Here is a 12,046-nt window from a genome sequence, read left to right as displayed (position 1 = left end):
GGGTGGAGACAGTCAGGGAACCTCGAAGCAGAGGCACTACGTCGGTGAGGGATGACGTGAGCGAGCACACCAACAACGCTGTAGTACTGCGGTACGGCGATGGCGAGTACACCTACCCGGTGATCGACAGCACCGTCGGCGACAAGGGCTTCGACATCGGGAAGCTCCGGGCCAATACCGGTCTGGTGACGCTGGACAGCGGATATGGCAACACCGCCGCCTATAAATCCGCCATTACCTACCTCGACGGTGAGCAGGGCATCCTGCGTTACCGCGGCTACCCCATCGAGCAACTCGCCGAGCGCTCGACGTTCCTCGAGGTCGCGTACACGCTCATCAACGGTGAGCTTCCCAAGGTCGACGAGCTGTCGACCTTCAAGAACGAGATCACCCAGCACACGCTGCTGCACGAGGACGTCAAGCGGTTCTTCGACGGCTTCCCGCGCGACGCCCACCCGATGGCCATGCTGTCCTCGGTCGTCAGCGCGCTGTCCACGTTCTACCAGGACAGCCACAACCCGTTCGACGAGGAGCAGCGTCACCTCTCGACGATCCGGCTGCTGGCCAAGCTGCCGACGATCGCGGCGTACGCGTACAAGAAGTCGATCGGCCACCCGTTCGTCTACCCGAGCAATGATCTCGGGTACGTCGAGAACTTCCTGCGCATGACCTTCTCGGTCCCCGCCCAGGAGTACGTGCCGGACCCGGTCGTCGTCTCGGCGCTGGAGAAGCTGCTGATTCTGCACGCGGACCACGAGCAGAACTGTTCGACCTCCACCGTGCGTCTGGTCGGCTCCTCGCAGGCGAACATGTTCGCCTCGATCTCCGCCGGTATCTCGGCGCTGTGGGGCCCGCTGCACGGTGGCGCCAACCAGTCGGTGCTGGAGATGCTCGAAGGCATCCAGGCCAACGGCGGCGATGTCGACTCCTTCATCCGCAAGGTGAAGAACAAGGAGGACGGCGTCCGGCTGATGGGCTTCGGCCACCGCGTCTACAAGTCCTTCGACCCGCGCGCCAAGATCATCAAGGCCGCGGCTCACGACGTGCTGTCCGCGCTCGGCAAGTCCGACGAGCTGCTCGACATCGCGCTGAAGCTGGAGGAGCACGCGCTCTCCGACGAGTACTTCGTCTCCCGCAACCTCTACCCCAACGTGGACTTCTACACGGGGCTGATCTACCGGGCCATGGGCTTCCCGACCGAGATGTTCACGGTGCTCTTCGCGATCGGCCGGCTCCCCGGCTGGATCGCCCAGTGGCACGAGATGATCAAGGAGCCGGGTTCCCGCATCGGCCGCCCGCGCCAGATCTACACCGGCGAGGTCCTGCGCGACTTCGTCCCGGTCGAGAGCCGCTGAGCCTCGAACCCACCCCGTACCACCCCGGCCGTCCGGCCGGTTGTCTTCGCCCCGCGTACCGCGCTTTCGCACAGAGCGCGGTGTCCGGGGCGATTTGCATCCCTACGAAAGGCCCGACGGGCGCGGGCAGCGAGAAGCGCCCCGCCATCGATCCCCCCACGGGCCGACAGCGAGGCGCTTCCCATGTCCCGGAGCGGATTCCCCCCACGGGATCCGGCCGGGCGTCTGTGGGAGCCGAAGCTCCTGGGCGCGCTGCGCGCTTCTTCTCTTGTACTTCCGGTGCGGTCTGCCGGGGTACGTACGCACGGGAGGGCCGCTCAAAGCTCCCCGGTGCACGTGCCCCGGCCAACGCGTGCCCGAAGCGTCCCCCAAGACACTTCGATGGACGTCCCCCAAGACATCCTTGGCATCGCACTCTTAGACTCGCGAACCCACCGAATGGTTACCCTGAAACCGGTGTGATCTAAATCTCTTTGTGGATGTTACGTGAAGGAGCGCAACCGCAGGCTGTTCGTCACGACGAAGACCGATGAGAACGCCATCGCCGCTCCGGCAATCATAGGGTTGAGCAGGCCAAATGCCGCAAGGGGTAGGGCGGCAACGTTATAGCCGAATGCCCAGAAGAGGTTGCCCTTGATGGTGGTCAGGGTGCGCCGGGAGAGCCTGATCGCGTCAGCCGCCACCTTGAGATCTCCACGAACGAGGGTGAGATCGCCGGCCTCGATCGCGGCATCCGTACCGGTTCCCATCGCCAGGCCGAGGTCGGCGGTGGCCAGGGCGGCCGCGTCGTTGACCCCGTCACCGACCATGGCGACGGAGCGCCCCCGGGCCCGGAGCCGCTCGATCACGTGGACCTTCTCCTCGGGCAGGACCTCGGCGTGGACCTCGTCGATTCCGACGGCGTGGGCCACGGCCTCCGCCACGGCTCGGTTGTCGCCGGTCAGCAGGACGGGGTGGAGGCCGAGCGCGCGCAGTTCGGCGACGGCGGCCGCGCTGGACTCCTTGACCGCGTCTGCGACGGCGAGGACGCCGCGCGCCCGGCCGTCCCAGGCGACGGCGATTGCCGTACGGCCCCGGGCCGCCGCGTCCGCCACTGCGTCGGACAGGGCCTCGGGGACGGTGATGCCGGCATCGGCGAGCAACTGCGGGCGGCCGACGAGGACGGCGTGGCCTTCGACGATTCCCTGGACGCCGAGGCCCGTGACGTTGGTGAAGTCCTCGGGGGTGGGCAGGGCGGCGCCGGTGCGTTCGGCGGCTCCGGCGGCGACAGCGCGGGCGATGGGGTGTTCGGAGGAGTGTTCCAGGGCGCCCGCGAGGCGCAGTACGTCGTTCTCGTCGGTGCCGTCCGCGGTGTGTACGTCCAGCAGGGTCATCCGGCCGGTGGTGACCGTGCCGGTCTTGTCGAGGACGATCGTGTCGACGCGGCGGGTGGTCTCCAGGACTTCGGGGCCCTTGATCAGGATGCCGAGCTGGGCGCCGCGTCCCGTGCCGACCATGAGGGCGGTCGGGGTGGCGAGGCCCAGGGCGCAGGGGCAGGCGATGATCAGCACGGCGACGGCTGCGGTGAACGCGGCCGTCACGTCGTCCGTGACCAGCAGCCACCCGACCAGGGTGGCCAGCGCCAGCACCAGCACCACGGGGACGAAGACCGCGGAGATCCGGTCGGCGAGGCGCTGCACCTCGGCCTTGCCGCTCTGCGCCTCCTCGACGAGCTTCGCCATCCGGGCCAGCTGGGTGTCGGCCCCGACCCGGGTCGCCTCGACGACGAGCAGGCCGGAGGCGTTCACGGTGGCCCCGGTGACGGAGTCGCCCACGCCCACATCGACGGGGACGGACTCGCCGGTGAGCATGGAGGCGTCCACGGCCGACGCGCCCGCCACGACGGTGCCGTCCGTGGCGATCTTCTCGCCGGGGCGGACGACGAAGCGGTCGCCGACGGTGAGCCGGCCGACGGGGACGCGTACCTCCGTGCCGCCCCTGAGGACGGTGACGTCCTTCGCGCCCAGATGCATCAGCGCCCGCAGGGCGGAACCGGCCTTCCGCTTGGACTTCGCCTCCAGGTAGCGGCCCAGCAGGATGAAGGTGACGACGCCGGCGGCGACTTCCAGATAGATGGTGGAGGAGGCCCCGTCGCGCGAGACGGTGAAGTCGAAGCCGTGCCGCATCCCGGTCATGCCCGCGTCGCCGAAGAACAGCGCCCACAGGGACCAGCCGAAGGCGGCGAGGGTGCCGACCGAAACCAGGGTGTCCATGGTGGCCGCGCCGTGCCGGAGGTTGGCCCAGGTGGCGCGGTGGAAGGGCAGCCCGCCCCAGACCACGACGGGGGCGGCGAGGGTGAGGGAGAGCCACTGCCAGTTGTCGAACTGGAGCGCCGGGACCATCGCGAGGACGATGACGGGCACGGCGAGGACGGCCGAGACGATCAGGCGCTGACGCAGCGAGGCGAGCGCGAGGGCGGCGCGCCGCTCGGCGGGGTCGCCGTTGTTGGTCCCGGGTTCGGTGCTGCCGTCGTCGGTCCGGGGTTCGGCGGGTTCGGTCCCGGTGCCGGGTCCGGATCCGGCGGCGGCCTCGGGGGCGCCTTCGGCGGTGGCCGCGGGTGTGGCGGTCGCGACCCGCGCCCCGGCGAGCGGTGTGGGATCGGGGCGGCGTATCGGCTGCGCCGTGTAACCGGTCTTCTCGACCGTGGCGATCAGATCCGCCAGACCGGTACCCGGGCCGAAGGAGACGCGGGCCTTCTCGGTCGCGTAATTCACGCTGGCGGTGACGCCGTCCATCCGGTTGAGCTTCTTCTCGACGCGGGCGGCGCAGGAGGCGCAGGTCATCCCGCCGATCGTGAGTTCCGCCCGTGAACTCTCCGCCGCCGGGCTCTCGGCCTCTGTCGCGCTGTGCATGTCCGTACTCCTGAAACGCCTGCCGGGCCGTACCCCACCAGTATCTGCTGGTCGGTCCGGCCCGGCGGCAAAGGGGGGTGATGCGGGTGATGCGGGTGATGCGGTGTTTCCGGGTGTGGCAGGTGGGTCCTGATGGTGTTCAGGCCCGGCCGACGAGCTCGTAACCGGCCTCGTCCACCGCGGCGCGCACCGCGTCCTCCGTCAGCGGGGTCCGGGAGACGACGGTCACCTGGCCGGTGGAGGCGACGGCCTTCACCGAGGTGACGCCCTCGATGCCGGAGATCTCCTCGGAGACGGCACCTTCGCAGTGGCCGCAGGTCATGCCGGACACCTGGTAGACGGTGGTCACCGCGCCCGCCCCGTCGCCGCTGTCCGTGCTGCCGTGGCAGGAGCCACTCGGCGAGCAGCAGGAGCCGGTGGCCTGGGGGAGCTGGGTCTCGGCGGTCATGGTGTTCTCCTCTTCGATGAGCGCAGAAGGATGTGGCGGCAGGGGCCCCGGAAGCTCCGGTGTCCCTCGATGCTTATCAGATTATACCCCTAGGGGGTATGAATGCGAGCACTGGTGGTTCCGGCGGGTGTCGGTGGCCCGGGCGGCCGACCGGATCGTGATGCCGGGCATCGAGTCCCGGAGCGAGTGCAGCACGGAGACGCCGGGGCAGGTGGCGATCGCGGGCGCGGCGGGGTGGAAACGCCCGTTCGGCCTCCGGAAGGAGAGCGCGGGACGCTACCGGCGATCGCCGTCCGGGAGCCGTGCCCGAACGGGCGGTTTCGCCCCGGCCCCACGTAGGGGGTGTTACGTAACGTGACAGGTATGGGGGTGAGTGTCACGTTGTGCGGAGGGGGTAGCAGTGGCCGGGGCTAGTTGGCAGCGGCAGGGGGGCGGTGTGAACGTGACAGGTGGAGGGGGAAGTGTCACGTTACGCAGAAGGGGTGCACACCTCGCCGAGCGGAAGGGTGCACATCCGGCGGAAGAGGAGGCCCCGTGCGGCGGGCGGGCTTCTGGGCGCGCTCGCCGTACGGGGCTGCGCTTGCCAGGGGGGTCAGTCCCCGCGTCCCCGGTTGCCGGGTCTTGAGGCGACCCAGGCGCGGATGGTGTCCGCGTACCAGTAGGGCTTGCCGTTCTCCACATGGTCCGGCGACGGGAGGAGACCGTGTTTTCGGTACGAGCGGACGGTGTCCGCCTGCACCCGGATGTGCGCCGCGATGTCCTTGTAGGACCAGAGTCTGCTGTCCGTCATAAGTGTCACCTCTCTGCACCGCGGCGGCAGCCGGGAAGGCCGTCGAGGGAGCCGCGGCACGGACGCTGACGATCACTCAGCCTGCGCTCGGTGCAACGAAAGGGAGTTGGTCCCGGGGAGGGGCTGTCGTACGCCTGTGACGGAAGAGCCGCGTAACGCGGACATGTGTGACGAACGGGTTACAGAGGAACGGAGCGAGAGGTGGTGTACGCCGCGGTCACGCCGACGGATAGGGGGGCGGGGTCGTGCGGCTCGGCCCCGCGTGCCAGAGCGCCGACCAGGTCGCCGCGGTGACCAGGCCGTCCGGCCTGAGCGGCGGGTGGTCCGCCTGGAAGCGCTGCACGGCGAGGAGGGTCTGCGGTCCGAACGTGCCGTCGAGTGCGGACCACGGCAGATAGTGGCGGTTGGCCAGCATGCACTGCACCTGGGAGACCCGCTCGCCCCGCTCTCCGTAGAGGGTCGGCCCGTCGCCGTCGTAGAAGGCGCAGACCGGGCTGGAGCCGGGCGGTGGCGGCGGGTTGTAGTCGTCGGAGGCCGAGGCGGCCGAGGCGGTCGAGCCGCCCAGGCCGGCCGCGAGGGCGGCGGCCAGAGCGACCGCGGCCAGGGCCGGGGCCCCGGCCGTCCCGCGGGGCGACAGCATCTTCCGGATCATGGTGAGTTGCTCCTCGTGCGGCGTGGTGGGGTGCGCGGTCGGGGCCGCGCACCGGCTTCTCATCGAGGACAACACCGCGTACCGCCCCTACGTCACTTCCCGGCGCGCCTCGGCGTGTCAGGGGTCCGGTGCGGGCCGCCGCAGCTGCGCAGGAAGTCCCGGGTGCGGCGGGCGATGGGGAGGGGTTTGTCGGGCGGGCACGGGTACATGTCCTGCTCGACGATGGCGAAGAGATCGACGTCCAGCTCGCGGGCGGCGGCGAGCACGGGTTCCAGTGCGGGCACCCCGCCCGGCGGTTCGCACATCACGCCGCGCGCCACGGCGGGCCCGAACGGCACCTCGTCCGCCACCACTTGGGCCAGGATCTCCGGGTCGACCTGCTTGAGGTGCAGATAGCCGATCCGTTCTCCGTACGTCTCGATCAGCTTGACGCTGTCGCCCCCGCTGTAGGCGTAGTGGCCGGTGTCGAGGCAGAGCGAGACCAGGTCGGGATCGGTGGCGTCGAGGAAGCGGGCGACGTTCTCCTCGCTGTCGATATGGGTGTCGGCGTGCGGATGGACGACGATGCGCAGCCCGAACCGGTCCCGCACCTCGCGGCCCAGCCGCTCCGTCAGGGTGGTGAGGTCGCGCCACTGCTCCGCGGTCAGCTCCCGGTCCTCCAGGAGCTCGCCCGTCCTGTCGTCGCGCCAGAACGACGGGATGACCACCAGATGCCCGGCGCCCATCGCCCGGGTGAGTGCCGCGATATCGGCGACATGCGCCCAGGTCCGGTCCCAGACGCCGGGGCCGTGGTGCAATCCGGTGAAGACGGTCCCGGCCGAGACGGTGAGTCCGCGGCGGCGGGTCTCGTCGGTGAGACGGGCCGGGTCGGTCGGGAGGTATCCGTACGGACCGAGCTCGATCCACTCGTAACCCGCCGCGGAGACCTCGTCGAGGAAGCGCTGCCAGGGCACTTGCCGCGGATCGTCGGGGAACCACACCCCCCACGAGTCGGGTGCCGAACCGATACGGATACGGGCCGGAGCCGCTGCGGAGGAGGTCATGCCGCCCAGCCTCCCGGCCCCGGGGAACCGTGTCAATGATTCGTCCGTATGTCCGGACAAAGCGTTGACAGGGGTGCGGGGGAGGGCTAGACCTGGGGGCAGCCGCCCGGTCGCCGGTCGAAGGGACGCAGATGCCTGAGCTGTACGACGTGATCACCATGGGCCGGATCGGTGTGGATCTCTACCCCTTGCAGACCGGTCGGCCACTGGCCCGGGTCGACACCTTCGGGAAGTTCCTCGGGGGCTCACCCACCAATGTCGCCGTCGCGGCGGCCCGGCTCGGCCGGCGAGCCGCGGTGGTGACCCGTACCGGCCGGGACGCGTTCGGGGAGTATCTCCACCAGCAGTTGCGGGAGTTCGGGGTGGACGACCGCTGGGTGACGCCCGTCGACGCGTATCCGACGCCGGTCACCTTCTGCGAGATCTTCCCGCCCGACGACTTCCCGCTCTACTTCTACCGGCAGCCCAAGGCCCCCGACCTGGAGATCCATGAGTCGGAGCTGGACCTCGACGCGGTCCGGTCCGCCCGGGTCTTCTGGATGACGGGCACGGGGCTGTGTGCCGAACCGAGCCGCGCGTCGACCCTCGCCGCACTCCGCGCCCGCGACCGGAACGGCATCACCGTCTTCGACCTCGACTGGCGCCCGATGTTCTGGAGCGCCGACTCCACGACCTCCGAATCCGACTCCACGACCTCCGATTCCACGGCCTCCGGCTCCACCACCTCCACCCCGACCGCCCGCTACCGCGAGGCCCTCGCCCACGCCACCGTCGCCGTCGGAAACCTCGACGAGTGCGAGATCGCGACCGGCGAGCGGGAACCGTACGCGGCCGCTCGTGCCCTGATCGCCGCGGGCGTCGAGCTGGCCGTCGTCAAACAGGGCCCCAAGGGCGTCCTCGCCGTCCACCGCGACGGCACGGTGGCCGATGTGCCGCCGCTGCCGGTCGAGGTGGTCAACGGCCTCGGCGCCGGGGACGCCTTCGGCGGGGCGCTCTGCCACGGGCTCCTCGCCGGCTGGGAGACCGAACACGTCATGCGGTACGCCAACGCCGCCGGCGCGATCGTCGCCTCCCGGCTCGCCTGCTCGTCCGCCATGCCGTTCCCGTACGAAGTCGAAGCGGCCCTGACCGCGGGCGCCGTCACCTCCCGCCCCACCGGAGCCACCCCATGACGCCCCCGGCCTCCTCGGTCTCCGAACTCGTCCAGCTGCGCATGCGCCACCCGGAGGCCGTCGCCGAGGCCGCCGCGCACCGCCGCAGACGTCCCCTCGTCGGCGACGGCGGACGCCTGATGATCATCGCGGCGGACCATCCGGCCCGCGGCTCCCTCGCCGTCGGCGACCGCGAACTGGCCATGGCCAACCGCTTCGAGCTCCTGGAACGGCTCTGCCTCGCTCTCTCCCGCCCCGGCGTCGACGGCGTCCTCGCCACCGCCGACATCCTCGACGACCTGCTGCTGCTCGGCGCGTTGGAGAACAAGGTCGTCATCGGCTCGATGAACCGCGGCGGGCTCGCGGGCGCCGCCTTCGAACTCGACGACCGCTTCACCGGCCACCGCCCCGAGGACCTCGACCGGCTCCGCTTCGACGCGGGCAAGCTGCTCCTGCGCATCGACTACGACGACCCCGGCTCGCTCGACACCATGCACGCAACCGCCCGGGCCATCGACGCCATGGCCGCGCGCCGGCTGCCGGTCTTCGTCGAGCCGTTCCTCTGCCGCCGGATGGACGGCCACGTCCGCAACGACCTCGGGGCGGAGGCGGTCACCACCTCGATCGCCATCGCTTCGGGGCTGGCCGGGACGTCCGCGTACACCTGGCTCAAGGTGCCCGTCACCGAGCACCCCGGCGACATGGCCCGGGTGATGGAGGCCTCGACGCTGCCCGCCGTGCTGCTGGGCGGCGAGGTGGGCGACGACCTGGACGGCGCGTTCGAGAAGTGGCGCACGGCGCTGCGACTGCCCACGGTCCAGGGCCTGGTGGTGGGGCGTTCGCTGCTCTACCCGGCCGACGGGAAGGTGGCCGCGGCCGTCGACACGGCCGTATCGCTGCTGGAGCCGAGAGGAACGGGCGGGGACCGGGTGCCGGGTAGGGGATGGGTATGACGACGTACGAAGAGCCGCGGTACCACGTCCGCGCGGGATCCACGGCGCACGGCCCCTACGCCCTCGATATCGGCCCGGAGCGCGCCGGATGGGACCGGTCGGGCCTGCGCGTGCTGGAGCTGGAGCCGGGCGGAGTTCACACACTCGTCACTGGGGAGAGCGAGTGGATCGTTCTGCCGTTGACCGGTGGCTGTACGGTGCACACCTCAGGTGAGATCTTTGAACTGCTGGGCCGGGAAAGCGTGTTCAGCGGGGTATCCGACTTCGCCTATGTACCGCGTGACGCCCATGCACAGATCGCCTCCGGCGCAGGAGGCCGCTTCGCCCTGGCAGGAGCGAAGTGCGAGCGACGACTCCCCGCTCGCTACGGCCCCGCGCCGGAGGTACCCGTCGAGCTGCGCGGATCCGGGAACTGCTCCCGACAGGTCAACAACTTCGCCGCCGCCGACACCTTCGCGTGCGACCGGCTGATCGCCGTCGAGGTCCTCACCCCCGGCGGCAACTGGTCGTCCTACCCGCCGCACAAACACGACGAGCACCGCCCCGGCGTCGAATCCGTGCTGGAGGAGATCTACTACTTCGAGGTGGCGGGCGACGGTCTCGGCTACCACCGGGTGTCGCCGTCCCGGGCGGGCGGTACGGACGTCCTCGCCGAGGTCCGCAGCGGCGACGCGGTCCTCATCCCCGACGGCTGGCACGGCCCGTCCATCGCCTCCCCCGGCCGCACCTTGTACTACCTCAACGTGATGGCGGGCCCGGGGGAGCTGCGGGAGTGGTTGATCACCGACCACCCCGACCACAGCTGGATCCGTGACACCTGGACCACCCAGCCGGTGGACCCCAGACTCCCGCTGTACGGGACGGAGGCACCCGCATGAGTACCCGCCGCCTGACCACCGCCCAGGCCCTGGTGTCCTTCCTGACCCGCCAGTACACCGAGCGCGACGGCCGACGGCAGCGGCTGATCGGTGCCACCTGGGGCATCTTCGGCCACGGCAACGTCGCCGGAATCGGCCAGGCGCTCGTCGAGTCCGGCCGCGCCATGCCCTACCTCCAAGGCCGCAACGAACAGGCCATGGTGCACGCCGCCGTCGGCTACGCCCGCCAGTGCGGCCGGCTCTCCGCGCACGCGGTCACCACGTCCATCGGCCCCGGCGCCACCAACCTCGTCACCGGCGCGGCCCTCGCCACGATCAACCACCTCCCCGTCCTCCTCCTGCCCGGGGACACCTTCGCGACCCGGCCCGCCGACCCCGTGCTCCAGCAGCTCGAAGTCCCGGCCGCGGGCGACATCTCGGTCAACGACTGTCTGCGCCCCGTCTCCCGCTACTTCGACCGGATCACCCGCCCCGAGGCCCTGATCCCGGCCGCACTCCAGGCGATGCGGACCCTCGCCGACCCGGCGGAGACCGGCGCCGTCACCCTCGCACTGCCGCAGGACGTACAGGCCGAGGCGTACGACTGGCCGGAGGATTTCTTCGCCGAGCGCGTCTGGTACGTACGCCGCCCCGCCCCCGATCCGCACGAGCTCGACCGAGCGGTACGGGCCGTGCGCGGCGCCCGCCGGCCGCTGATCGTGGCGGGCGGCGGCGTCCACCACAGCGCGGCCGAGGAGACCCTCGCCGCGTTCGCCGCCGCCACCCGTATCCCCGTCGCCTCCACCCAGGCGGGCAAGGGATCTCTGCGCCACGACCACCCCGCCGACGTCGGCGGCATCGGCCACACCGGCACCGCGACCGCCGACGAACTGGCCCGCACCGCCGACCTGGTGATCGGCATCGGCACCCGCTACTCCGACTTCACCACCGCCTCCGCCACGCTCTTCTCGAACCCGGCCGTCCGCTTCCTCAACGTCAACATCACCGGCTTCGACGCCCACAAGCTCGGCGCGCTGCCGCTCGTCGCCGACGCCCGTACCGCCCTCGAAGCACTCACCGCCGCGCTCGCCGCCCGCAACCACCGCGTCGACCCGTCCTACGAGACCGAGTACGCCGAGGCCAAGGAGGAATGGGAGCGGCGTGTCACCGCCGCGTTCACCGCCGACGACCCGCACGCCCGCCCCACCCAGGCCCAGGTCCTCGGTCTGCTCGACGCGCTCGTCACCGAGGACGACATCCTGATCAACGCGGCCGGTTCGCTCCCCGGCGACCTGCACAAACTCTGGCGGACCCGTTCCCCGCACCAGTACCACGTCGAGTACGGATACTCCTGCATGGGCTACGAGATCCCGGCCGCGATCGGGGTCCAGCTGGCCGCCCCCGGCCGCCCCGTCTGGGCCCTCGTCGGCGACGGCACGTATCTGATGAATCCCACCGAGATCGTCACCGCTGTGCAGCAGGAACTCCCCGTGAAGCTGGTCGTCCTCCAGAACCACGGCTACGCGTCCATCGGCGGTCTCTCCGAGACGGTCGGCGGTGAACGCTTCGGCACCGCCTACCGTCACCGCGCCGCGGACGGCACGTTCACCGGCCCGCCGCTCCCCGTCGACCTCGCGGCCAACGCCGGTTCGCTCGGGATGCGGGTACTGCGCGCCAAGACCGTGCGTGACCTGCGCGAAGGCCTTGCCGAGGCGCGCGCCGCGGACCGTCCCACTTGTGTCTACGTCGAGACCAAAACGGCAGACACAGTGTCGGGCCCGCCTCCGGCGCAGGCGTGGTGGGATGTTCCCGTAGCCGAAACGGCCACCCGGCCGTCGGCCGTGAAAGCCCGCGAAGAGTACGACCGACACGTCGCCGCACGACGCCACCACCTCTGAAGACGCCA

The 12,046-nt window shown here is 70.7% G+C and carries 10 protein-coding genes; 5 read left to right on the top strand and 5 right to left on the bottom strand.

The features are described 5' to 3' along the window. Positions 1-56: 56 nt before the first annotated feature. Positions 57-1,355 (top strand): citrate synthase, encoded by a 1,299-nt coding sequence (locus tag OG936_RS11005; RefSeq protein ID WP_383756519.1) that lies wholly within the window; start codon positions 57-59, stop codon positions 1,353-1,355. Positions 1,356-1,837: 482 nt separating this feature from the next. Here the strand turns inward: OG936_RS11005 and OG936_RS11000 are convergent, their stop codons facing one another. The 5 genes from OG936_RS11000 to OG936_RS10980 form a co-directional block, all read right to left on the bottom strand. Beyond that, positions 1,838-4,246, bottom strand: a complete 2,409-nt coding sequence (locus OG936_RS11000) for a heavy metal translocating P-type ATPase (RefSeq protein WP_406494240.1) — start codon at positions 4,244-4,246, stop codon at positions 1,838-1,840. A gap of 139 nt (positions 4,247-4,385) precedes the next feature. Next, positions 4,386-4,694, bottom strand: a complete 309-nt coding sequence (locus OG936_RS10995; protein ID WP_383755999.1) for a heavy-metal-associated domain-containing protein — start codon at positions 4,692-4,694, stop codon at positions 4,386-4,388. A 592-nt stretch (positions 4,695-5,286) separates the two neighbouring features. Beyond that, the gene (locus tag OG936_RS10990) at positions 5,287-5,484 is read right to left on the bottom strand and encodes a helix-turn-helix transcriptional regulator (RefSeq protein WP_406494238.1); all 198 of its coding nucleotides are present in this window, start codon (positions 5,482-5,484) and stop codon (positions 5,287-5,289) included. 217 nt (positions 5,485-5,701) lie between these two features. Further along, complete coding sequence (locus OG936_RS10985; RefSeq protein WP_406494237.1) at positions 5,702-6,136, bottom strand: peptidoglycan-binding protein; 435 nt, start codon at positions 6,134-6,136, stop codon at positions 5,702-5,704. Between the two features lie 92 nt (positions 6,137-6,228). Beyond that, the gene (locus OG936_RS10980; RefSeq protein ID WP_406494236.1) at positions 6,229-7,179 is read right to left on the bottom strand and encodes a sugar phosphate isomerase/epimerase family protein; all 951 of its coding nucleotides are present in this window, start codon (positions 7,177-7,179) and stop codon (positions 6,229-6,231) included. Positions 7,180-7,310: 131 nt separating this feature from the next. Between OG936_RS10980 and iolC the strand changes: the two genes are divergently transcribed. Genes iolC through iolD form a run of 4 tightly spaced genes read left to right on the top strand, consistent with a single transcriptional unit; the run spans position 7,311 to position 12,038 of the window. Continuing rightward, a complete protein-coding gene (gene iolC, locus OG936_RS10975; protein WP_406494234.1) occupies positions 7,311-8,351 on the top strand; it encodes a 5-dehydro-2-deoxygluconokinase in 1,041 nt (346 codons plus the stop codon). Continuing rightward, entirely contained in the window at positions 8,348-9,283 is a 936-nt protein-coding gene (locus tag OG936_RS10970; RefSeq protein ID WP_406494232.1) for a deoxyribose-phosphate aldolase, read from the top strand. Before iolC ends, OG936_RS10970 begins: the two co-directional genes overlap by 4 nt. After that, entirely contained in the window at positions 9,280-10,161 is an 882-nt protein-coding gene (gene iolB / locus OG936_RS10965) for a 5-deoxy-glucuronate isomerase (RefSeq protein WP_383756013.1), read from the top strand. Before OG936_RS10970 ends, iolB begins: the two co-directional genes overlap by 4 nt. Continuing rightward, positions 10,158-12,038: a 3D-(3,5/4)-trihydroxycyclohexane-1,2-dione acylhydrolase (decyclizing) gene (gene iolD / locus OG936_RS10960; RefSeq protein WP_406494229.1), complete on the top strand. Its 1,881-nt coding sequence runs from the start codon at positions 10,158-10,160 to the stop codon at positions 12,036-12,038. The genes iolB and iolD overlap by 4 nt, the downstream gene beginning before the upstream one ends. Positions 12,039-12,046: the final 8 nt, after the last annotated feature.

Source organism: Streptomyces sp. NBC_00846 (genome assembly GCF_045207325.1).
Lineage (GTDB): Bacteria > Actinomycetota > Actinomycetes > Streptomycetales > Streptomycetaceae > Streptomyces.
The sequence above is the reverse complement of the archived record's forward strand: the minus strand, read 5'-3'. Positions and strand labels throughout refer to the sequence as shown.

What these genes read in the sequence shown, in the direction of transcription:
- OG936_RS11000 (WP_406494240.1), bottom strand. Translation starts at nt 4,246, where the DNA reads ATGCACAGCGCGACAGAGGCCGAGAGCCCGGCGGCGGAGAGTTCACGG.
- OG936_RS10995 (WP_383755999.1), bottom strand. Translation starts at nt 4,694, where the DNA reads ATGACCGCCGAGACCCAGCTCCCCCAGGCCACCGGCTCCTGCTGCTCG.
- OG936_RS10990 (WP_406494238.1), bottom strand. Translation starts at nt 5,484, where the DNA reads ATGACGGACAGCAGACTCTGGTCCTACAAGGACATCGCGGCGCACATC.
- OG936_RS10985 (WP_406494237.1), bottom strand. Translation starts at nt 6,136, where the DNA reads ATGATCCGGAAGATGCTGTCGCCCCGCGGGACGGCCGGGGCCCCGGCC.
- OG936_RS10980 (WP_406494236.1), bottom strand. Translation starts at nt 7,179, where the DNA reads ATGACCTCCTCCGCAGCGGCTCCGGCCCGTATCCGTATCGGTTCGGCA.
- iolC (WP_406494234.1), top strand. Translation starts at nt 7,311, where the DNA reads ATGCCTGAGCTGTACGACGTGATCACCATGGGCCGGATCGGTGTGGAT.
- OG936_RS10970 (WP_406494232.1), top strand. Translation starts at nt 8,348, where the DNA reads ATGACGCCCCCGGCCTCCTCGGTCTCCGAACTCGTCCAGCTGCGCATG.
- iolB (WP_383756013.1), top strand. Translation starts at nt 9,280, where the DNA reads ATGACGACGTACGAAGAGCCGCGGTACCACGTCCGCGCGGGATCCACG.
- iolD (WP_406494229.1), top strand. Translation starts at nt 10,158, where the DNA reads ATGAGTACCCGCCGCCTGACCACCGCCCAGGCCCTGGTGTCCTTCCTG.